This is a genomic window from Marichromatium bheemlicum (assembly GCF_012276755.1).
In the GTDB taxonomy this organism is placed as follows: Bacteria; Pseudomonadota; Gammaproteobacteria; order Chromatiales; family Chromatiaceae; genus Marichromatium; species Marichromatium bheemlicum.
The window spans coordinates 56,640-77,530 of record NZ_JAAXKX010000009.1; the positions used below are offsets into that span (position 1 = coordinate 56,640).

Here is a 20,891-nt window from a genome sequence, read left to right on the forward strand (position 1 = left end):
TCCTGCTCGCTCAATCATGCCTTTGCCGGAGCGGCGTCGCCCTGCCCCACGGTGGCCACCACCCGGATCTTGCGGTTGTCCGGGATCTCGGTGAAGGCCAGCACCGTCAGGCTGCTGACGGCACCGCGTAACCAGCTCGCGACCCAGGTGCGGATCTCCGGGGCCACCACCAGTACCGCAGGTGCCCCCTCCATCTCCTGGTGTCGGGCTGCATCGGCCACCGACCGCTGAACCCGCTCAGCCAGTCCGGGTTCGATGCCAACGGCCTCGCCCTGACTGCCTCGCAACGACTTATGCAAGAGTTGCTCCAATGTTGGATCGAGCGCGATCAACGGCAGCTCTCCCGTGGGACCGACCAGGTCTTGGACGATCGAGCGCGCCAGCGCCACCCGCACCGCCGCAGTCAAAGCGCCAGGATCTTGACTCTTCTGTGCCTGCTCCGCCAGGGTCTCGGCGATGGTGCGCATGTCACGGATCGAGACCTGCTCGGCGAGCAGGTTCTGCATCACCTTGAGGATCACGCTCAGCGACAGCGACTTCGACAGCAGATTCTCGACGAGCTTGGGTGAACGCCGGCCGAGTTGATCGAGCAGGTGCTGCACCTCCTCATGACCGATCAACCGATGGGCGTTCTCACGAAAGACCTGGGAGAGATGGGTGGCGATCACGGTGGCGGCATCGACCACGGTGTAACCCGCACCCTGTGCGTTCTCGCGATCGGACGGATCGATCCACAGGGCATCGAGATTGAAGGTCGGATCCTTGGTCGGGGTACCGGGGACGGTGCCGAAGACCTGGCCGGGGTTGATCGCCAGCTCACGCTCGGGGAAGACCTCGGCCTCGGCCTGGGTCACCCCGAGCAGCGAGATACGATAGTGGTTGGGGCCAAGCTCAAGGTTGTCGCGGATGTGCACCGGCTGGATGAGGAAGCCGAGCTCCTGCGAGAGCTTGCGCCGGATGCCCTTGATCCGCCCCATCAGCTGCCCGTTTTGGCCGCGATCGACCAGCGGGATGAGCCGATAGCCGACCTCGAGTGCGACCAGGTCGACCGGCGGCACATCCTCCCAGGAGAGTTCGCGCTCCTCTGGCGCCGGCGGCATCTCTACCCCGGGCGGGAGCTGCTCGACCTCCTCGGCCCCAACGGGCTGGGCACGCCGGCGACTGAGCAGGTACCCACCACCGGCCATCATCGCCGCCAGCCCGAGGAAGACCAGGTTCGGCATCCCCGGGATGGCACCAAGGATGCCGAGCACCGCAGCGGCGACGAACAGCGCCCGCGGGTTCTCGAACATCTGTCCGAACACCTGCTGGCCCATGTCCTGCGCCGTCGAGGTACGGGTGACGATGATCGCCGTGGCCGAGGAAAGCATCAACGAGGGGATCTGCGCCACCAGCCCGTCACCGATGGTCAACAACACATAGACGTTGCCGGCCTCACCGAAGGACATGCCGTGTTGGGTGGTACCAATGACGATCCCACCGAGGATGTTGATAAAGAGGATGAGGATGCCGGCGATGGCATCGCCGCGCACGAACTTGCTCGCGCCATCCATCGAGCCATAAAAGTCGGCCTCTTGGGCGATGTCCTCGCGGCGCTTGCGCGCCTCGTCCTGGTTGATCAACCCGGAGTTGAGGTCGGCGTCGATGGCCATCTGCTTGCCCGGCATGGCATCGAGGGTGAAACGGGCACTGACCTCGGAGATACGACCCGCGCCCTTGGTGACGACCACGAAGTTGATGATCACCAGGATGGTGAAGACCACCAGACCGACGGCGAAGTTACCGCCGAGCACGAAGTCACCAAAGGCCTGGATCACCTGCCCGGCGGCATCGGTACCATCGGCGCCGCGCAGCAAGATCACCCGGGTCGAGGCGACATTGAGCGCCAGGCGCAACAGGGTGGCGAGCAGCAGCACCGAGGGGAAGGCGGCAAAATCGACCGGGCGCGGGGTGTAGACGGCCACCATCACCACGATCAGCGACAGCGAGATGTTGAAGGTGAAGAGCAGGTCGAGGGCCAGCGGCGGCAGCGGCAGCACCATCATCGACAGCAGTGCGATGAGCAGTAGCGGCGCCCCCAACCCGAGTCGGCTCAGCCCCCCCAAACGCTCGCTCAGTCCGGCCACTAGCGACTCCCCCGCGCCGCGCGTGCGGCCTCGCGTGGATCGAGATACTCATCGGGGACGGGCAGATCGGTCGGCATCGATACCTCAGGGTCGTGACGCTTGAGCTGATAGACATAGGCGAGGATGCGCGCCACGGCGACGAACAACCCGCCCGGGATCTCTTGATCGAGATCGGTGGTGAAATAGATCGCGCGCGCCACCCGTGGCGCCTCCACTCGGGTGATGCCGTGCTCGTCGGCGAGCGCGCGGATCGCCCCGGCAACCTCGCCGACCCCCTTGGCGACCAGCCGCGGGGCCCGCATCCGCGAGGGCTCGTAGACGATGGCCACGGCATAGCGGGTGGGGTTGGTGATGACCACGTCGGCCTTGGGCACCTCGGCCATCATCCGCCGACTGGCCATCTCCTGCTGCAGCTGGCGGACTCGGCTCTTGACCTCGGGTTTACCGTCGGTCTCCTTGTACTCGTCCTTGAGCTCCTGACGGGTCATGCGTAGCTGCTTGTTGTGGTTCCACAGTTGAAAGGGCACATCGACCGCAGCGACCAGGACCAGCGCCGCCGAGACCAGGAGGAAGATCCATACCGCCAACCTCGCGGTATGGACGATCGCCTCCTTGACCGGCTCGTCACCGAGATGGAGCAGTTCGCCAGAGACGCCCCAGAGCACTGCGCCGGCGACCAAGGTGACGACCACGAACTTGGCGAGCGTCTTACCTAGCTCGAGCAGCGCCTGTGCTGAGAACAGGCGCTTGAGCCCCTTGATCGGATCAAGCTTTTCAAACTTTGGCGCCATCGCCTGGGTCGAGAAGTTCGCCCCACCGATCAACACCGGCCCGAGCAGGGCGATCGCCAACAACAGCGCGAACAGCGGCGCGAGGATCAACAGGGCGCGCCCGATCTGGCTGGCCAGATAAGGAAACAGACGCTGGGTGTCATAGAACAACGCCCGCTCGAGGCTGAAACCATCGGCCATCTGCGCGGCCAGTTGCGCCCCGAGATGCCCCCCGAAGAACACCATGAACCCGGCACCGGCGAGCAACACCGCCAGGGTGTTGAACTCACGCGAACGCGGCACCTGCCCCTTCTCGCGCGCCTCACGCTGGCGTTTGGCAGTGGGTTCCTCGGTTTTTTCCTGGCCGTTCTCGTTCTCGGCCATATCACACCCCGAGCAGCCGCTGGATCAGCAGGAAGGCGGCAGTGAGCAGGTCACCGACACGCACCGGCAATCCCGGCAGGGTCAACATGATGAGCACGAAGCCCATCAGCAGGGTCACCGGAAAACCGACCGCGAAGATGTTGAGCTGAGGCGCGGCACGAGTGACCACACCCATGGCGAGATTGACAAGCAACAATGAGGCCATCGCCGGCAGCGCGATCAGGACCGCCCCGGCGAACATGGTGGTCCCGAAACCGACGATGCGCCAAAAGTCCTCGGCGTCCAGCCCCTGCATCCCCACCGGCATCACCTCGAAGCTCAGCGCCATCAGCTCGATCAGTACCAGATGGGCATCGAAGGCGAGGAACAAGAGCGTGGTGAGGATCACGAAGTATTGCGACACCATCGGCACCTGTACCCCACCGGCGGGGTCGATCACCGAGGCAAACCCCAACCCCATCGACAAGGCGATGCTCTCGCCGGCCAGGGTCACGGCGGCGAATACCAGCTGGGCGACGAAGCCCATCATGATGCCGATCAGTACCTGCTGCAGGGCGACGACCAACCCGGTCATGCTGAGCGGGTCGATCAGCGGCGGCGGCGACAGCATCGGCGCCACCAGGATCGCCAACAGCAACCCCAGCGACAGCCGCGTACGGGCATTGAGGGTACGGGCCCCGAAGATCGGCGCGACCAGCAGCATGGCGCTGATGCGTACGAAGGGCCAGACGAACATCCCCACCCAACCGAGCAGGGTATCGACCGAGATCACCATCGGCACATCAACCGATCAACTCGGGGATGCTGTGATAGAGCCTGAGAGTGTAGTCGGTGACCAGCGCCAGCATCCAGTGACCGGCGAACAACAACGCCACCCCCATGCCGAGCAGCTTGGGGATGAAGGTCAGGGTCATCTCCTGGATCTGGGTGGCGGCCTGGATCATCCCGATCGCCAGGCCGACGGCCAGCGCGGTCAGCAGCGCCGGGGCCGAGAGCAGTACCACTACCATGCCCGCGTCCTTGCCGACGTCGATCACCATCTCGGGGGTCATAGCATCGTCCTCAACTGTAGAAGCTCTGCGCCAGGGTACCCATCAGCAGCGGCCAGCCGTCGATCAACACGAACAACATGATCTTGAACGGCAACGAGATGATCAGCGGCGAGAGCATCATCATACCCATCGACATCAGCACGCTGGCCACCACCAGATCGATGATCAGGAAGGGGATCAGGATCAGGAAACCGATCTGGAAGGCGGTCTTCAGCTCGCTGGTGACGAAGGCCGGCACCAGCATGCTCAGCGGGATCGCCTCGGGCGAGTCGAACCCATCGATACCGCGGATCTCGGCGAACATCGCCAGGTCGTTCTCGCGGGTCTGGGCGATCATGAAGCGACGCAACGGCGCCACCGCTCGGCTCATCGCCGCCTCGGTGCTGATCTCCTCGTCCATGTAGGGCTTGACCGCGGTGTCATAGACCTCCTGGAACACCGGCGCCATGATGAACAGGGTGAGAAACAGCGCCAGCCCCAACAGGATCTGGTTCGAGGGTGTCTGGGTGGTCCCCAACCCCTGGCGCAACAACGCCAGCACCACGATGATGCGAGTGAAGGAGGTCATCATGATCAGCACCGACGGCAACAGCGTCAGCAGCGTCATCAACAACAACACCTGGAGGGTGACCGAGTAGGTCTGGCCCCCGTCCGGGTCGTTGCTGACGGTCACCGCGGTGAGTCCACCGGCCTGCCCCAAGGCCAATCCCGGCACCAGCAACAGCGCCAGCAGCAACCAGGGACGCACGCTCACGACGACCTCCGCCCCAGGGTCTGCTTGAGCAGCGTGGCGAAGTCGGCACCGCCACCGTTCTCCGGCGGCGCGACAGTCACCGGCTTGCGCAGCCGATGCAGGGTGCGCATGCCATTGGTCCCGGAGGCGATCAGCAACTGCTCCTCGCCGACCTGGACCAACAGCAAGCGATCGCGTGCGCCGACGGCGCGGACCGCGAGGATCGCGATCGGTTGCTCACCCCGCCCCACCCCGCCGGGCAACCGGCGCAACAGCCAAGCCAGCGTCAGGATGGCGACGATCACCAGGACCAGTGCACCGAGGAGTTGCGCCAGATAACCGGCGCTGGCCGGCTCGATCTCGGCGCACCAGCCCGCCTCCGGGAGTACACCCAGGCTACAGGACAGGGACCACACCGATCTCGAACGCACTGATCTCATTTGAGTTTTCGCACACGCTCACTGGGACTGATGACATCGGTCAGACGGATACCGAACTTCTCGTTGACCACGACGACCTCACCATGAGCAATGAGCGTGCCATTGACCAAGACATCGAGCGGCGCGCCGGCCAGTCGATCGAGCTCGACCACCGAGCCCTGGTTGAGCTGGAGCAGGTTGCGAATCGGGATCCGGGCGCGTCCGATCTCCATCGAGATGGTCACCGGGACGTCGAGGATCATGTTGAGGTTGACGTTGTCCGAGGGCGGCGTCTGGTTGTCGGTGAAGTCCTCCGGGGTCATCGGCTGGGGCGCGCCCGCGCCGAACTCGTGCACCGCGCCCCCTGGTGAGGTCTGTGGCGGGGTGTCGGACTCTTTCTGCTCCTCGAGTGCCGCCGCCCAGTCATCGGCCAGCGCCGCATCGTCCTGGCCCTTGCCCTTCTCCGGACTCATGGCGTCGTCGTCTCCTTGTTCCCTTGCAGGAATTCAGTGATCTTGATGGCGTTATTGCCGTTCGAGGTCCCGAACCTGCCGCGACAGGTCGGGATGTCCTCGACATTGAGTACCACCGTCTCCGGCAGCTCGATCGGGATGATGTCACCGGGGCGAATATCGAGCAGCTCGCGCACCGTCAGGGTCGCCTCGGTCAACATCGAGAAGATCTCCACCTCGGCGATCTGCACCTCCTCGCTGAGTGCGTGCAGCCAGCGCTCGTCGACCCCGGAGCGGTCCGACTGCAGGCCGGTGTCGAGCAACTCGCGGATCGGCTCGATCATCGAGTAAGGCAGGGTCACGTGGAGGTTGCCGCCGCCACCCTCGAGTTCGATGTGGAAGTCGTTGATCACCACGATCTCGGTGGGACTGACGATATTGGCGAACTGCGGATTGACCTCGGAGTTGACGTACTCGAAGGTCAGGTCCATCACCGGCTCCCAGGCCTTCTTCATGTCGTCGAAGGCCGCGTGCAGCAGGTTCTGGATGACGCGCAGCTCCATCGGGGTGAAGTCACGCCCCTCGATACGCGAGTAATAGCGCCCGTCGCCACCGAAGAAGTTGTCGACCAGGGTGAACACCAGTCGCGGGTCGAAGACGAACAGCGCGGTACCGTGCAGCGGTGTCACCCGCACCAGATTGAGGCTGGTGGGGACGTAGAGCGAGTGGATGTACTCGGAGAACTTGGTGACCTTGGTGCCCACCACCGAGATCTCCGAGGAGCGGCGCAACAGGTTGAACAGGTGTACGCGCAGATAGCGGGCGAAACGCTCGTTGATCATGTCGAGCGTGGGCATCCGCCCACGCACGATGCGCTCTTCACTGGCGAGGTTGAAGGGTCGAACCTGGCCATCGGCCGGATACGGATTCTCCTCGGTATCGATATCGCCGCTGTCGACACCGTGCAACAGGGCATCGATCTCGTCCTGACTGAGGATATCGGTCTGCTGGGCCATTGCCGCCTGTCCTCTACTGCATCACCAGATCCGTGAACAGGATCCCCTCGATCTGCGCCGGCTCGCCGGCCTTGATCAGGGCCGCACCGAGCATCTCGGCGAGTTCCTCACGCAGTGCGTCCTTGCCCTCTGGGGTATTGAGTTTGGTGTAGTCCTGGATCGCCAGGTGGGCCAGGAAGTCGTTGCGGATCATCGGCAGATGACGCTCGATGGCCGCGGCCACCGCCTCGTCACGCGTCATCACCGTCACCCCCACCCGCAGGAAACGCACCGGCCCCTCGGCCGAGAGGTTGACCGTCATCGAGTCGAGCGGACGATAGAGCATCGGCCCGAGCGCCACGGCCGGGGCCGCGGCACCTGCGGTAGCTTCCTGCTCGGCGACAACCTCTTCGCCCTCGGTGGCCTCAGGATCATCGCCCCCCATTAGCAGGAAATAGGCGGCCGCACCACCACCGGCGAGCACCAGCACCACCAGCAGGATCAGGATGATCAACTTCCACTTACCGGAGGGCTTTGCGGCGTCCTCGGTCTCAGCCTTCTTGTTCTTCGCCATGATTCACCCAAAGATTGACTGGCACCCGTGAACGGGATGCGAATTGACTCCATCCGTGGAGGGGATCTCGTGTCGTGGCACCGACCCGCCCAACAATCGTCAAGATATTGACGACACGACCCAGACACCCCGGGGAGACGGCCCGGGTCGCCCACACGAGCACCGGTCCTGGCAGTCTACCAAAGCACCGCCGAGCGGAGGTCAACGACCAGGGAGGCGACCCGATCGTCAGCAGGACAGATCGCGACGGGGATCAGACGAACAGGTCGAGGCGCTGCGACAGGGCGCCGAGGGTACTATGGCCGAGCGTCCCGTTCCCGGCCGGCTCGGCCGAATCGTCGTCGCCGGCGCCCCGGCCCTCATATCCAGAGCCGCTACCGGCCTGGGCATCTCCCCCCTGGTGCTGCGGCGGCCGATCGGCGACGACGACATCACCCAGCCCCACCCCATCCTGACCAAACGCCTCGCGCAACCGAGGCAACGCCGCCTCGATCACCTCGCGGGCGACCGGATTGGCGGCGAAGAACTGGACGTTGGCCTTGTCGCCCTCCATCACCACGCGTACATCCAGCGCCCCCAGGCTCGGGGGGTGCAGCTTGATCTCGGCAACCCCGTCACCCGCGCGCGCCAGCCACTGCATACGCTCGACCAGTGGTTGTTCACCACCGGGACGGAGCAGCTGCTGGAGATCGAGCACCAGCGGTCGGCTGAGTTCGGTCACCGCCGCGCCCTGGACACTGACCGCCGGCGGCGTCACCGCCCCCTGCACCGCGTCTCGCTCACCCTCGACCGGAGACTGCTGCCCCCAGTGCCGGATCAGGTCGAGCAAGGCCTCGCGGGAGAGCTCTCGTGTACCGTCCGCGGGCGACAGCCCCGCCCTGGATGTTGTCGGGAGCACCAGCGTGGCCTCATCCCCCTCCACCCGCGCCTCGGGGCTCAACAGCATCCGCAGCGCGGCTGGTAAGGCCCCGCCCCCACCCTCACCCGCATCACCGAGTGCAGGCGCTGCACCGCCACCGACGACCGGGGCCAGGAGCGCACGCAGGGCCGCGGGCAAGGTCTCCTCCTCGGCCACGGCGTGAGCCCCCACGACCGGGGCCAGCAACGCCCTCAGCGGCGGCGCCAAGGCATCGATCTCGCTATCCGCCACATCGTCACCAGCACCGCCGAGCAGCGCCACCAGCGTGGCGTGCGCCGCCGCGTCGAGCACAACGCTCGGGGTCTCGCCGTGTAGCAATGCGCGCAGACGCTCGACCAGGACACCGGCATCGGCAGGACGGGCCTCCCCGGATGTGGTCGCGACACCGGCATCGAGCTGGCGCCGTAGCGCCGCGAGCAGCGCCTCGCCATCACGGAGCAGCGCCGCCTCAGCCTCGGCAGCGCCTGTTGATGCCGAGGCCGACGACGCCGCTAACGGGAACGCAGCAGGCGGCTGGTTCGGGAGCTGTTGCAACAACGTCATCAGCGCCGCCAAGGCGGCCTCGGGTGACTGCGCTGCGCGCAGCTCGGCGTCGAGCGCATCGAGGTCGACCCCGAGTTCGACGAGTGCCCCCCGCAACTGGGTCTCGAGCGCCTCGCCGAAGGCCGCTCCCGCCTCATCCGCCTCCATTGCCCCTGACGGACGCACCCCCGAGAGCAGCTGCAACAGACCATAGGGCTGTAATTGGGCCGACTGCGCTTGCATGACCGCGATCCTCGCTATTGATGAAGCGGGGCGGGGTCGCCCCGGTTGCGACCCCACCGCCCCGAGCTAGTCTTGATGCCGTTGATCGAAGGCACGCCGGGTCGCCCACATGTCCTGCTCACGCTGCTGGCGACGCCCCTCCTGGAGCGCCTCCTGCTCACGACGTCGCTCGATCAGCTTGTCCAGCGACAGACTCGCCTGGTGACGTTCGAGCCAGGCCGCGCGGGCCTGGTCGACCTGTGCCTGGGCAGCGCTGATGCGCAACTCTTGCTGGTCAAGGGCCTCGCGCAGCTGATCACGCATCCGCGCCAACTGCTTGAGCATGTTGACATCCTCCGGCACCAGGGCGTTCAGATAGTCGTTGAGATAGCGCTCGAGCTGCTCGCGCTGGGCCTCGACCTGGTTGAGGGTATCGAGCCGCGCGGCGAGGCCGACCGCGGCCTCGTTCTCCTGTGCCTCGCGGATGCGTAGCAGGCGCTTGAAACGACGGATGCCGGCACTCACAGTCCACCCCGCATCAGCGCGATCAGGCCGTCGCAGGCCTCCTCGAAGGTCACGCACTCGCTGCGCTGCTGGGCGAGATAGGCCTCGAGACGGGGATACATCGCCACCGCCTCGTCGAGCTGGGGATCGGTGCCCTTGCGATAGGCGCCGACGGCGATCAGGTCGCGGTTGGCGGCATAGGTGGCCATCATGCCGCGAAAGCGCCGCGCCGCCTGCTCGTGTTCGGGGCTGATTAGCGCGCTCATCACGCGCGAGACCGAGGCGCCGACGTCGATCGCCGGATAGCGCCCGCTCTGGGCGATCTCGCGCGAGAGCACCACGTGGCCGTCGAGGATGCCGCGCGCGGCGTCGACGATCGGGTCGTTCTGGTCGTCGCCCTCGGCAAGCACGGTGTAGAAGGCGGTGATCGAGCCCCCGCCCCTGTCGCCGTTGCCGGCGCGCTCGACCAGCGCGGGCAGGCGCGCGAACACCGAGGCCGAATAGCCCTTGGTTGCCGGCGGCTCGCCGATGGCCATGGAGATCTCGCGCGCGCCCTGGGCGAAGCGCGTCAGCGAGTCCATCAGCAACAGCACGTCGAGCCCCTGGTCGCGGAAGTACTCGGCCACCGTGGTTGCCACCAACGCGCCGTGCTGGCGCAGCAGCGGCGACTGGTCGGCCGGCACCGCCACCACCACGGTGCGCCGGCGCGACTCGTCGTCGAGGATGTCGTGGATGAACTCGTTGACCTCGCGACCACGCTCGCCGATCAGACCGACGACGATGACATCGGCAGCGGTGAAGCGGGTCATCATCCCCAAGAGCACGCTCTTACCGACACCACTGCCGGCGAACAGCCCGAGACGCTGACCGCGCCCGACGGTGAGCAGACCGTTGAGGGTGCGCACGCCGACGTCGAGCTGGGTGCGGATCGGGTCGCGGGTGAGCGGATTGATCGGGCGCCCGTCGATCGGCATCTCTTGCTGCGCGCGCAGCGGCCCGGCGCCGTCGAGCGGCTCGCCGTTGGCGTCAATCACCCGTCCGAGCAGCTGTGGCCCAACGGCGATGCGCCGCTGCTGGTCGAGCGGCTCGATCCGCGCCCCCGGCACCAGTCCCTCGATCCGCCCCTCGGGCATCAGGAAGGTACGCTCGCCCTGGAAGCCGACCACCTCGGCCGAAACCCGACCACCGCTGGCGGTATGGATGGCCGCGCGCCCGCCGACCGGCAGCCGGATCCCCTCGGCCTCGAGGGTCAACCCGACCATGCGCGAGAGCTGCCCCTCGGGCTGGGGCGGCACCACCTTGTCGATGCGCCGTCCCGATTGCGCCAGGCGCTCACGCAGCCCGCTGACCAGATCGCGGGTGCCCTGCTCGCGCAGTCCATCGATCAGCTCGCTCATCGTTGCTCGACCTCTTCATCGGCCAGCGTGGCGCTCGCCGGCCCGGGCGCGGCATCGGCGTCTGCGACCGGCGCATCCACCGGGACCGCTCGCGACGAGGGCTCGGCGCCGCCTGCCACGGGCTCATCCGCCGCCGGCTCGACCTCGCCCCAGAGCGCCTCGACACCCTGACGCAGCCGCTCCTCGAGCGTGGCATCGATCCGGCTCGGGCCGCTCTCGACGATACAGCCGCCACGGGCGACCTCCGGGTCCGGGCGCCAGCTGATGCGTTCGTCGCGATCACGCGCATAGGCCTCGAGGATCTCCGCATCCTCGGGGTTGATGCGCACGCGGATCTCGCGATTGCGCGAGGGCAGCTGCCCGAGCGCACTGCCGAGCACCCGGGCGACGTGTTCCGGGTGCTGCTCGAGCTCGGCCATCACCACCCGTCGCGCCATCGCCACCACCAGCGCCAGCAGCTCGGGCTCGAGGGCATCGGCGGCGGCGGCCAGGGGATCGGCGAGATCGCGCGCCACACCCTCGAGCGCCTCGACCGTCTCGCGCACCTTCTTGTCGTAGCGCGCCCGGCCCTCCTTCTCCGCCTCACCCTGGCCGAGTTCGCGCCCCTCCTTGTAGCCGGTCTCGAAACCGGCCTCGTAACCGGCATCACGCGCGGCCTGCTCGATCGCCTCGATCTCGGCGGCGGTCGGCAGATGGCGCTCGGGTTCGGGCTCGACCTCGGGTTCTGGCTCGGGTTCTGGCTCGGGCGGCGGCGCGCCGACATCCGGCGGCTGCCAGCGTTGCACCGGCCCGTCGAGCAGATCGGCATAAAGCACCGAAGATCCCGAACCGCTCACACCATCTGCTCCCCGCCGGCCCCGCCGAGGACGATGTCACCGCTCTCGGAGAGTCGACGCGCCACGGCAAGGATCTCCTTCTGCGCCCCCTCGACGTCGCTCAACCGCACCGGTCCCTTGGCCTCGAGGTCCTCGCGCAGCATCTCGGCGGCGCGCTTGGACATGTTCTTGAAGATCTTGTCCTTGAGCGCGTCATCGGCGCCCTTGAGCGCAAGCACCAGCGAGTCGGTGGAGATCTCGCGCAGCAGGGTCTGGATACCGCGATCGTCGACGTCGACCAGGCTCTCGAAGACGAACATCAGCTCCTGGATGCGTTCGCCGAGGTCCTCGTCGACCTGGGTGACCCCGGACATCACGTTGGTGCTCTGCGAGGCGTCCATGAAGTTGAGGATGTCGGCGGCGGTCTTGACCCCGCCGACCATCGAGGACTTGGCGGTGTTCTTGCCCGAGAGCTGGCGCTCGAGGATCTCGTCGAGCTCGTGGAGCGCGGCGGGCTGGACGCCGTCGAGGGTGGCGATGCGCAGCACGATGTCCGACTGCATCCGGTCGGGGAGATAGGAGAGGGTCTCGGCGGCCTGGTCGGCGTCGAGGTGCGAGAGCACGATGGCGACGATCTGCGGGTGCTCGTGACGGATCATCTCGGCGATGGCGCGCGGATCGAGCCACTTGAGCGCCTCGAGCCCCTTGGAGTTGCGCCCGAGCAGGATACGATCGATCAGCCCCGAGGCCTTGTCCTCGCCGAGTGCGGAGTTGAGCACCGAGCGCACATAGTCCTCGGCACCGATGCCGAGCGAGGTATGCTCCATGGCCGTCTCCGAGAAACGCTTCAACACATAGTCGATGTCGGTGCGCGAGACCCGCTCAAGCGAGGCCATGGCGGTGCCGATCTTCTGCACCTCCTTCGGTCCCATGTGCTTGAGCACCTCGGCGGCCGGGGCCTCTCCGATGCTCATCAGGAAGATCGCCACCTGCTCGGGGCCGGGGCGCTTCGAAGGATCAGTTGCCATCTTCGTTCAGCCAGCTCTTCATCACCTGTGCCACACGTTTCGGATCCTCTTTGACCAGCTCGCGCACTGCCTCGAGATCGACCTGCTGTTGATCGCCCTCCTTCGGCCCGGTGAGCGCGGCGATTGCCGCGCTCTGCTGGGTGATTGCCACGGTGTCCTCGCCAAGTTCACCCTCGCCACCGACACCGCCCCCTTCACCCGATTGATCCTCGAGCGCGGCGGCGGCCTCGTCGGCAGGCGGCGGCGCAAGCTGCCGCACCGCCGGGCGCACGATGGTCAAGAGTATCATCAGCGCGAGGATCAGCCCGGCGCCGATCTTGGCCAGTTCGAGGAACCACGGCTGGGTCCAGACCGGCTCGGCATCGACCGCGTCGGCGGGGGTGAAGGAGGCGGTGATGACATTGAGCGAGTCGTTACGGGTGTCATCGAACCCCACCGCCTCACGCACCAGCGCGCGGATACTCGCCAGCTCCTCCTCCGAGCGCGGTACCCGCACCACCTCGCCCTCTTCATTGAGCTCCTCGCGATAATCGACCACCACCGCCGTCGACAGCCGGCGAATATTGCCCGGCATCTCGCGCACGTGTGAGATCGCCCGGTCGATCTCGTAGTTGCGCGTCTTCTGCATGCTACGGCTGCTCGGCATCATCGGATCGGCCACAGGGGCCTCGCCGACGGCGCCACCGGCCGGCGGTTGGTTGGTCAGCGCGCCGGGGATACCACCGATCGCCGGATCGCTGCCGACGCGCTCCTGCTCGCTGAGCTGCTCGGAACGCACCGCGGTACGCTCGGGATCGAACGACTCCTGGGTGCGCTCGACGCGCGAGAAGTCGATGTCGGCGGCCACCTGCACCCGCACCCCGTCGCGCCCGAGGATCGGCACCAGCAGGGTCATCACCCGATCGACATAGCTGCTCTCGAGACGGCGGATGTAGTCGAGCTGATCGGCCGAGGTCGACAACCCCATCTCGTCGTCGTTGCTGGTGAGCAGTCGACCGTGCTGATCGACCACGGTGACCTGCTCGGGATCGAGCGCCGGGATGCTCGAGGACACCAGATGGACGATGGCTGCGACCTGGGTGTCGTTCAAGGCCCGGGTGCCACGCAGGTGGACCACCACCGAGGCGCTCGCCGGCTTGCGCTCGCGCACGAACACCGAGCGCTCGGGCAGCGCGAGATGGACCCGTGCACGTTCGACCGGGTCAAGCGCCGCGATCGAGCGCGCCAGCTCCCCCTCGAGTGCACGCTGGTGACGCGCTCCCTCCATCAGCCGGCTGGCGCCGAAACCCATGTCCTCCTGCAACAGCTCGAAGCCGAAGTCCGAGGCGCGCGGCAACCCCTGGCCGGCGAGCAACAACCGGGTCTCGGCAATCTGTGCCTGGGGGATCTCGATGCGTCCGGAGAGATCATCGATACGATAGGCCACGCCGAGCTGATCGAGCGCCTGCACCACCTCGGCGGCCTCGGCGTTCTCCATCCGCGAGAACAGCGGCGCATAGGTCGGGCGCATCGACCAGTAGAGGATGGCGCCGGCCACCACCAACCCACCGGCGATCATCCCCAACAACGCAATCTGCCGCCCCACCGGCAGCTCGTTGAAGGTCTTGATGCCGGTCGAGAAAGCGGCTGTCAACGAAGACGCCATCGACAAATAGCTCCGTGGATCCGGGCGCGCTCAGCGCTCAGACCTGCATCCGCATGACTTCCTGATACGCCGTCAGCAATCGATTGCGTACCTGATTGGTCGCCTCGAAGGCGAGGCTCGACTTGTTCATCGCCACCATCACCTGAGGCAGGCTGGTGTTGGCCTCGCCGAGTTCGAAACGGGTTTGCACCTGCCGCGCCTCCTGCTGGACCGCATTGACCGAGCGCAGCGAGTCGCGCAACACCGTGGCAAAGGCATCGCCCTCGCTCTGCGCCGCCGGCTCCGGCGTCGTGGGCATGCTCCCCTCGACCCGTCCCGACTGCGAGAGCGCGCGCATCTGCTGCAAGACGTTCTGGATCTGCATGTCACTCACGTTCGCAATCTCCCATAGCTTCCATCTGCCTGACCGGATCGGGCCTCGCAGACGCGAAGGCGCTCCCGATCATGGACACAACCAGGACATTGCAAATTAAATGCCAAACAGTCGGAAAGGTGGCGATCAGCGATCGCGAGGGGCATCTTAGTGATACGGACCCAGGGTCAGGGACACGTCACGTGGTCGATCGGCCGCAAGCCGTCGAATTCTTGACGGCTGATCTCGGTCTCCCGGTCTCGCCAGCTAGCCCCCGCGCCCCAGCCCGAACTTGCGCATCCGCTCGACCAGGGTGGTACGCCGCATCCCCAGGCGCCGCGCCGCACGTGCCACGACCTGATCGTTCTGCGCCAGGGCGGCGACGATCATGCGACGCTCGAGCTCATTGAGATAGCCGCGCAGCTCGGTGCCCTCTGGGGGCAAGGCCACCTCATCGTCATCGGGGAGAGGTGTGGGCGCGGGGCTGGACTCGGACACACCAGTAACCAACGGCAGATCGACGAGCGCGGCGGCGGCCGACTCGGGACGAAAACGTGGCGGCAGCTGCGCCAAGTCGACCGGTTCACCCGGATAGAGGATCGCTAACTGCTCGAGCAGGTTGGAGAGTTCGCGCACATTGCCCGGCCAGGGTCGTTGCGCGAGATAGGCAATCACCGCCGGGGTCAGTCGCGCGGTCTCGATCGCCTGTTCAGCGAGCCGCTCCTCGAGCGCAGAGATCAGCACCGGGATGTCGCTGCGCCGCTCGCGCAATGCCGGGAGTTCGATCGGGAAGACGTTGAGCCGGAAGAAGAGGTCCTGACGGAAGGTGCCTGCATCGACCGCATCCTGGAGGTTGCGATGGGTCGCCGAGATGATCCGCGCACGGGCCTGGATCGGCTTGTTGGAACCGACCCGCTCGAAGGTCCGTTCCTCGAGCACACGCAGCAGCTTGACCTGCATCGGCAACGGCATGTCGCCGATCTCATCGAGGAAGAGCACACCGTCGGCGGCAAGCTCGAAGCGCCCGGTGCGAGCGGTGAAGGCGCCGGTGAAGGCGCCCTTCTCATGCCCGAACAGCTCGCTCTCGAGCAGGTCGGGAGGGATAGCGCCACAGTTGACCGCGACGAAGGGCCGGTCACGGCGTGCCGAGGCGGCATGGATGGCACGCGCCACCACCTCCTTGCCCGAGCCGGTCTCACCGAGGATGAGGACGGTGGCATCGCTGTTGGCGACCTGGGTGATGGCGCGCTTGACCGCGCGCATGCTCGGATGGACACCGACCAGACCCTCGAGTCCGGGCGGCTCGGCACGGCGCGGCGCGGCGCCGGCGAGCAGCCATTGCAACACCGCCAACACCCGCCCCGGCGCAGGCGGTGAGCCGACCACGCAGACCTGCTCGGGCAGCGCCTCCCGGGCGACTTCATCGAGGGGCTGGCAGATCAGTGGCAGCGATGATGGGGACAGACCCGCGAGCAGCCGAGTCAGCTGCGCCCCTGGCGCACACAACCACAGCGCCGAGAGCGCCGCGGCATCGAGATCGTCGAGGGTCCCGAGCGGCTGCACCTCGCAGCCGAGGAATTCCAGGATATGGCCGGTCCGGTCGCGAGACGCTTGGTCACCGAACAGACCAATCCGCACGCGTTGCTCAAATGGGTTGCCCTCGCTCGGCATCGTAAACGCAATCCTTCCGCGGTGAACGCAGCCCCGCGCTCGTAACACTCGCGCCCCCGACACGCGGAAGGCGAGCAGACGGCCGCCGAACCGGCTTGCTGTTTGCTCCGGAGAGGGCGCATCGCGATTCTTGATGGAGCGTCGAGTTTCTAACGTCCGCACCGACGCCTGTCAAGCATACGGCCATCAGGGTGCGACCGGGGACGCGCAATCACAACCACCGACGGTCATTCAACGACGGGCCCGAGCCACCGCGCGACGGTGCATCCGAAACACCCAACGCCCCAGCGCCTCGCCCAGCCCTGCGTCGTGACACCGCCAGCGTGCCCCGACCATCGCCTCGAAGGTGCAACGTGTATCGAGTTCGAGCACCAAGGGTTGGGCGAACGCCGTCGAGGGGTAGAATTCGAGTCGATCCTCCCCGCTCGCCAGCAACGCGGACGGGACCACCACGCCCTCGGCGCTCAGCGTGGCCGTGACCGGCGCCGGCACCTGCTCCTGCATCCAGGTCGAGAGCAACTGCATCAGTAGGTCGAGTTTGGCCTCGAGGCGCTGCAACTCCAACGGCGGGGACTCGTCACGACCGGCGCGACCACCGTCCTCGAGGACCGCGACCGCATCGAGTAAACGCACTCCGGCCTCGGGCAGGGTCACGGCCCGCCGACTCGGCGCCAATGCCAGGGTGAGGGTCACCGCCAAACCATTGCCCAGCACCGCTCGCCAGGCGGCAGGAATGACGGCATCGGCGGCGACGTGTCGATCATGCATCGCAGAATCCAGGTTGAGGTTCGCGCCGACGGTCGCTCCTCGCCGGGGCCGGACCGACCGTCACCGCGGCGCCCTGCCAATCTTGGCCGCGACCGCGAGCCTTCGGCTAAGATAGCGCCATCCTTGGCGGAGCGCACCTGCAACCGCAGCCGCCGCCTCCTCAGATAGGCAGAATCGGAGCCGACCACCATGCTTTCCAGCATCGAGAACCACTATGAACGTCTGGTCGCCGCGCGTATCAGCGAACTGCTCGCGGCGCGCGGCGAGCCCTTCGACGCGGGCTATTTCGATGATCTCGCCTGTGTCGCGCTCAACTATCTGCCACCGCGTTACGTGCGCCACAGCATCGATCTCGCCTCCCACCAGAGCGACGAGGAGCGCGCACGCATGGCCGAAGAGGTCGCCGATGCCGTAGCCTTCGCCTTCGAGACCACCCGCCGCCGCCGCGCCCCGCGCTCCCACGAGGACTGATCCAACAGCGTGGGCGCATCCCGTGCGGGGAGGCGAACGCCGTCACCGGGGCGGCGGCCAGGGGCGAGTGCATTCAGGCGATCCCCTACCGCCACGTCCGGTCCCGTCCGGCATCGGGGTCGCGTGCCGCAGCCCGGTTGAATCGAGCCACCCGGTGCGCCATCTCTGGCGACATGACGCCCGACCGAGCACCACGCGAGCACTTGCGCGTGGCCACCTACAACATCCACGGCGGGGTCGGCCGTGATGGCCGACGTGACCTGCGGCGTATCGCCGCCGTCCTGCAACGCCTCGATGCCGACCTGATCGCCCTCCAGGAGGTCGACTCGACCCCGACCGGCCGTGAGCCCTCGGCGCAGATGCACGAGCTGGCACAGCTCGGCGACTACCTCGCCATCCCTGGCCCGACCATCCTCACCCACGACCGCCACTACGGCAACGCCTTGCTCACCCGGCTGGCGGTCACCGCGCTCACCCGTGTCGACCTCAGCCAAGATGCCCGCGAGCCGCGCGGGGCCATCGTCGCCGACCTGCACAGCGCCCGAGGGACCCCGCTACGCTGTCTTGCCACCCACCTCGGACTGCGCACCGGCGAGCGCCGCTGCCAGATCGAGCGGCTACGCCCCTGGCTCCTTGCCCCTCCCACCCCATTGCTGGTGATGGGAGACTTCAATACCTGGTGGCCGCTGGCACGCACCGAGCGCTGGCTTACCCAGTGGCTCGGTCCCAGCCCCCGTCTGGCCAGCTTTCCGGCGCGCTGGCCGGTGCTCGCCCTCGATCGGCTCTGGGTCGCCCCCGAGGGGGTGTTACAGGGACTCGCGCGTCTCCAGGACCCGCTCACCCGTCTCGCCTCCGATCATCTGCCACTGTATGCGGAACTGGCGCTACCGATCCCCACGACCAGCACCCGCCGCGACTGAGGAGCCTGACACCATGGAACGCAACGCCCCGCTGTTCGTACCCGGCGAGACCTGCTGGCAGGTCACCGCCAGTGAGCGCATCACGCCGTTGATCGATGGTGAAGAGTACTTCGCCACCCTGCGCCGCACCTTGATCGCAGCGCGTCATCAGATCTTGATCCTCGGATGGGACCTGCACAGCCAGCTCGAACTGGTCCGCGAGCCCCCCGACGACGGCCTTCCGACCCGGCTCGGCGAGCTGCTCCACGCCCTGCTCGAGCGCACCCCCGAGCTCGAGGCGTGGATCCTGCTGTGGGACTACGCCCCGATCTATGCCCTCGAACGCGAGCCGTTGTTGTTCGGCATCCACCCCTGGCGCCAACACCCACGCCTGCACTTCGCACTCGACGACACCCACCCCGTGGCGGCTAGCCATCACCAGAAGTTGGTGGTCATCGACGAGACCCTGGCCTGTTGCGGCGGTTTCGATCTCGGCAAGTGGCGCTGGGACAGCAGCGCGCACCGCGCCGAGGACGCCCGTCGGCGCGACCCCGACGGCGAGCCCTACCCCCCCTTCCACGACTTACAGCTGCTGGTCGACGGGGAGAGCGCCGGCGCACTCGCCGAGCTGGCCCGCGCCCGCTGGGCGCGCCTCGGCACCACCCCTCCGGTACCCTCCCCGCCCCCCGACCACTGCCCCTGGCCAGCGGGGGTCGAGGCACGCTTCCATCGCCAGCGCTGCGCCATCGCCCGGACCCAGCCGACACAGCCCGAACGCAACGAACACGCCGTACGCGAAGTCGAGCAGCTCTATCTGGCACTGTTTGCCCGCGCCGAGCGACTGATCTATGTCGAGAACCAATACCTGACCTCGACGATCCTGTGCAGCGCGCTGTGTGAGCGTCTCGACGAGCCCCAGGGCCCCGAAGTAGTGATCGTACTGCCGCGCGAGACCGGCGCCTGGCTCGAGCAACACACCATGGACATCCTTCGCGCGCGCCAGCTCGAACGCCTGCGCGCCGCCGATCGGCACGATCGCTTACGGGTCTACGCCCCTGAGGTCCCTGGACTCGAACAGGGCTGCCTGATGGTCCACGCCAAGCTGGCAATCGTCGATGACCGCTGGCTGCGGATCGGCTCGGCCAACCTCAGCAATCGCTCGATGGGGTTGGACACCGAGTGCGATCTCTGTATCGAGGCCGAGGGGGAAGCGGCACATACCGCGCTCGTCGCGCTCAGGCGCGAACTCATCGGCAATCTACTCGGCTGCACCCCACGGCAGCTGGCCGAGGCCGAGGCCGACGCCGGTGGCCTGATCGGGGCGATCGACGCGATCCGCGCACAGGCCACCCCGGAGCAACACACCCTGGTGCCACTGACCGGTGAGGTTGATCCGGAGTGGGAGCGCCAACTCCCCGACGAGCGCCTGATCGACCCACCGCGTCCACTCAGCCCGGTCGACCTCGGCGACGCCGTGCTCGGGCGGCGCCACCTGCCCCACGCCAGGCGACGGCTGCGCCTGGGGATGGCACTGATCGGCCTGCTCGCGGGACTGGCGCTGTTGTGGCGCTGGGGGCTGGGCGAGGCGCTCGACCCACAGCTGCTCGCCACGCGCCTGACCGCACAGCTCCACGCCCCCTGGGGACCGGCGCTACTGCTCTCGGGGTTCGTCATCGGCAGTCTGCTGGCGGTCCCGGTGACGCTGCTGATCCTGGTCACCGCACTGGTCTATGGCCCCCTGGCGGGGGCTGGCTATGCCCTGTTCGGTGCCTTGCTCGCGGCGCTCGCCGCCTACGCGATTGGTGCCTACCTTGGGCGTCCCACCGTCGATCGACTCGCCGGCGGTCGCATCCATCGACTCAGCGAACGTCTGGCACGACGCGGCATCCTCACCATCGTCGCCGTACGCATCGTGCCGGTGGCGCCCTTCACCCTGCTCAATCTGCTCGCCGGGGCCTCGCACATCCGCTTGCGCGACTACGTCATCGGCACCCTGGTCGGGATGCTGCCCGGAGTGGCCGCAATGGCGGTATTCGCCGAGGGGCTGATGGCGCTGTTACGTCGCGCCAGCCCGGAGCAGTTCCTGTTGCTCGTGCTCGCCCTGGCGTTGATCCTCGGGCTTGGGCTGCTCGCCCGCCGGCTACTCGGGGTGTTGCTCCAGGAGCGCTGAACA

General features: G+C 67.1%; 21 protein-coding genes. 3 read left to right on the forward strand and 18 right to left on the reverse strand.

The genetic code is table 11. The annotated features are described in order from the left end of the window. Positions 1 to 14: 14 nt before the first annotated feature. The 18 genes from flhA to HF203_RS08275 form a co-directional block, all read right to left on the reverse strand. Positions 15 to 2,126, reverse strand: coding sequence for a flagellar biosynthesis protein FlhA (gene flhA, locus HF203_RS08190; RefSeq protein ID WP_168668528.1), 2,112 nt, complete (start codon positions 2,124 to 2,126; stop codon positions 15 to 17). Beyond that, positions 2,126 to 3,280, reverse strand: coding sequence for a flagellar biosynthesis protein FlhB (gene flhB, locus HF203_RS08195; RefSeq protein ID WP_168668530.1), 1,155 nt, complete (start codon positions 3,278 to 3,280; stop codon positions 2,126 to 2,128). The genes flhA and flhB overlap by 1 nt, the downstream gene beginning before the upstream one ends. 1 nt (position 3,281) lies before the next feature. Beyond that, complete coding sequence (fliR, locus tag HF203_RS08200; protein WP_168668532.1) at positions 3,282 to 4,055, reverse strand: flagellar biosynthetic protein FliR; 774 nt, start codon at positions 4,053 to 4,055, stop codon at positions 3,282 to 3,284. A 7-nt stretch (positions 4,056 to 4,062) separates the two neighbouring features. After that, complete coding sequence (gene fliQ, locus HF203_RS08205) at positions 4,063 to 4,332, reverse strand: flagellar biosynthesis protein FliQ (protein ID WP_168668534.1); 270 nt, start codon at positions 4,330 to 4,332, stop codon at positions 4,063 to 4,065. Between the two features lie 10 nt (positions 4,333 to 4,342). Continuing rightward, positions 4,343 to 5,086, reverse strand: a complete 744-nt coding sequence (gene fliP, locus HF203_RS08210; protein ID WP_168668536.1) for a flagellar type III secretion system pore protein FliP — start codon at positions 5,084 to 5,086, stop codon at positions 4,343 to 4,345. Next, complete coding sequence (gene fliO / locus HF203_RS08215; protein WP_343043897.1) at positions 5,083 to 5,481, reverse strand: flagellar biosynthetic protein FliO; 399 nt, start codon at positions 5,479 to 5,481, stop codon at positions 5,083 to 5,085. The genes fliP and fliO overlap by 4 nt, the downstream gene beginning before the upstream one ends. A 20-nt stretch (positions 5,482 to 5,501) precedes the next feature. Continuing rightward, positions 5,502 to 5,957 (reverse strand): flagellar motor switch protein FliN, encoded by a 456-nt coding sequence (fliN, locus tag HF203_RS08220; RefSeq protein ID WP_210424691.1) that lies wholly within the window; start codon positions 5,955 to 5,957, stop codon positions 5,502 to 5,504. Next, entirely contained in the window at positions 5,954 to 6,952 is a 999-nt protein-coding gene (gene fliM, locus HF203_RS08225; protein WP_168668540.1) for a flagellar motor switch protein FliM, read from the reverse strand. The genes fliN and fliM overlap by 4 nt, the downstream gene beginning before the upstream one ends. Before the next feature lie 13 nt (positions 6,953 to 6,965). Then, positions 6,966 to 7,505, reverse strand: coding sequence for a flagellar basal body-associated FliL family protein (locus tag HF203_RS08230; protein WP_168668542.1), 540 nt, complete (start codon positions 7,503 to 7,505; stop codon positions 6,966 to 6,968). Positions 7,506 to 7,758: 253 nt separating this feature from the next. Continuing rightward, positions 7,759 to 9,189 carry a flagellar hook-length control protein FliK gene (locus HF203_RS08235; RefSeq protein ID WP_168668544.1) on the reverse strand — a complete coding sequence of 477 codons (1,431 nt, stop codon included), beginning with the start codon at positions 9,187 to 9,189 and terminating at the stop codon, positions 7,759 to 7,761. A gap of 66 nt (positions 9,190 to 9,255) precedes the next feature. Continuing rightward, entirely contained in the window at positions 9,256 to 9,693 is a 438-nt protein-coding gene (fliJ, locus tag HF203_RS08240; RefSeq protein ID WP_168668546.1) for a flagellar export protein FliJ, read from the reverse strand. After that, positions 9,690 to 11,069, reverse strand: a complete 1,380-nt coding sequence (gene fliI / locus HF203_RS08245) for a flagellar protein export ATPase FliI (RefSeq protein WP_168668548.1) — start codon at positions 11,067 to 11,069, stop codon at positions 9,690 to 9,692. The genes fliJ and fliI overlap by 4 nt, the downstream gene beginning before the upstream one ends. Further along, on the reverse strand, positions 11,066 to 11,905 hold the full coding sequence (locus tag HF203_RS08250; protein ID WP_168668550.1) for a FliH/SctL family protein: 840 nt from the start codon (positions 11,903 to 11,905) through the stop codon (positions 11,066 to 11,068). The genes fliI and HF203_RS08250 overlap by 4 nt, the downstream gene beginning before the upstream one ends. Beyond that, positions 11,902 to 12,912, reverse strand: coding sequence for a flagellar motor switch protein FliG (fliG, locus tag HF203_RS08255; RefSeq protein ID WP_168668552.1), 1,011 nt, complete (start codon positions 12,910 to 12,912; stop codon positions 11,902 to 11,904). The genes HF203_RS08250 and fliG overlap by 4 nt, the downstream gene beginning before the upstream one ends. Beyond that, entirely contained in the window at positions 12,902 to 14,557 is a 1,656-nt protein-coding gene (gene fliF / locus HF203_RS08260; RefSeq protein WP_168668554.1) for a flagellar basal-body MS-ring/collar protein FliF, read from the reverse strand. Before fliF ends, fliG begins: the two co-directional genes overlap by 11 nt. Before the next feature lie 37 nt (positions 14,558 to 14,594). Further along, positions 14,595 to 14,930: a flagellar hook-basal body complex protein FliE gene (fliE, locus tag HF203_RS08265; RefSeq protein ID WP_168668556.1), complete on the reverse strand. Its 336-nt coding sequence runs from the start codon at positions 14,928 to 14,930 to the stop codon at positions 14,595 to 14,597. Between the two features lie 246 nt (positions 14,931 to 15,176). Then, the gene (locus tag HF203_RS08270) at positions 15,177 to 16,580 is read right to left on the reverse strand and encodes a sigma-54 interaction domain-containing protein (RefSeq protein ID WP_168668558.1); all 1,404 of its coding nucleotides are present in this window, start codon (positions 16,578 to 16,580) and stop codon (positions 15,177 to 15,179) included. A 231-nt stretch (positions 16,581 to 16,811) separates the two neighbouring features. Continuing rightward, the gene (locus HF203_RS08275; protein ID WP_168668560.1) at positions 16,812 to 17,348 is read right to left on the reverse strand and encodes a PilZ domain-containing protein; all 537 of its coding nucleotides are present in this window, start codon (positions 17,346 to 17,348) and stop codon (positions 16,812 to 16,814) included. Between the two features lie 189 nt (positions 17,349 to 17,537). On the opposite strand from HF203_RS08275, the gene HF203_RS08280 reads away from it, so the two are divergent. The 3 genes from HF203_RS08280 to HF203_RS08290 all read left to right on the forward strand — a co-directional run bounded on the left by HF203_RS08280 (position 17,538) and on the right by HF203_RS08290 (position 20,888). After that, on the forward strand, positions 17,538 to 17,819 hold the full coding sequence (locus HF203_RS08280) for a late competence development ComFB family protein (RefSeq protein ID WP_168668562.1): 282 nt from the start codon (positions 17,538 to 17,540) through the stop codon (positions 17,817 to 17,819). A gap of 209 nt (positions 17,820 to 18,028) precedes the next feature. After that, positions 18,029 to 18,739, forward strand: coding sequence for an endonuclease/exonuclease/phosphatase family protein (locus tag HF203_RS08285; protein WP_168668564.1), 711 nt, complete (start codon positions 18,029 to 18,031; stop codon positions 18,737 to 18,739). Positions 18,740 to 18,752: 13 nt separating this feature from the next. Then, the gene (locus tag HF203_RS08290; RefSeq protein ID WP_168668566.1) at positions 18,753 to 20,888 is read left to right on the forward strand and encodes a VTT domain-containing protein; all 2,136 of its coding nucleotides are present in this window, start codon (positions 18,753 to 18,755) and stop codon (positions 20,886 to 20,888) included. Positions 20,889 to 20,891: the final 3 nt, after the last annotated feature.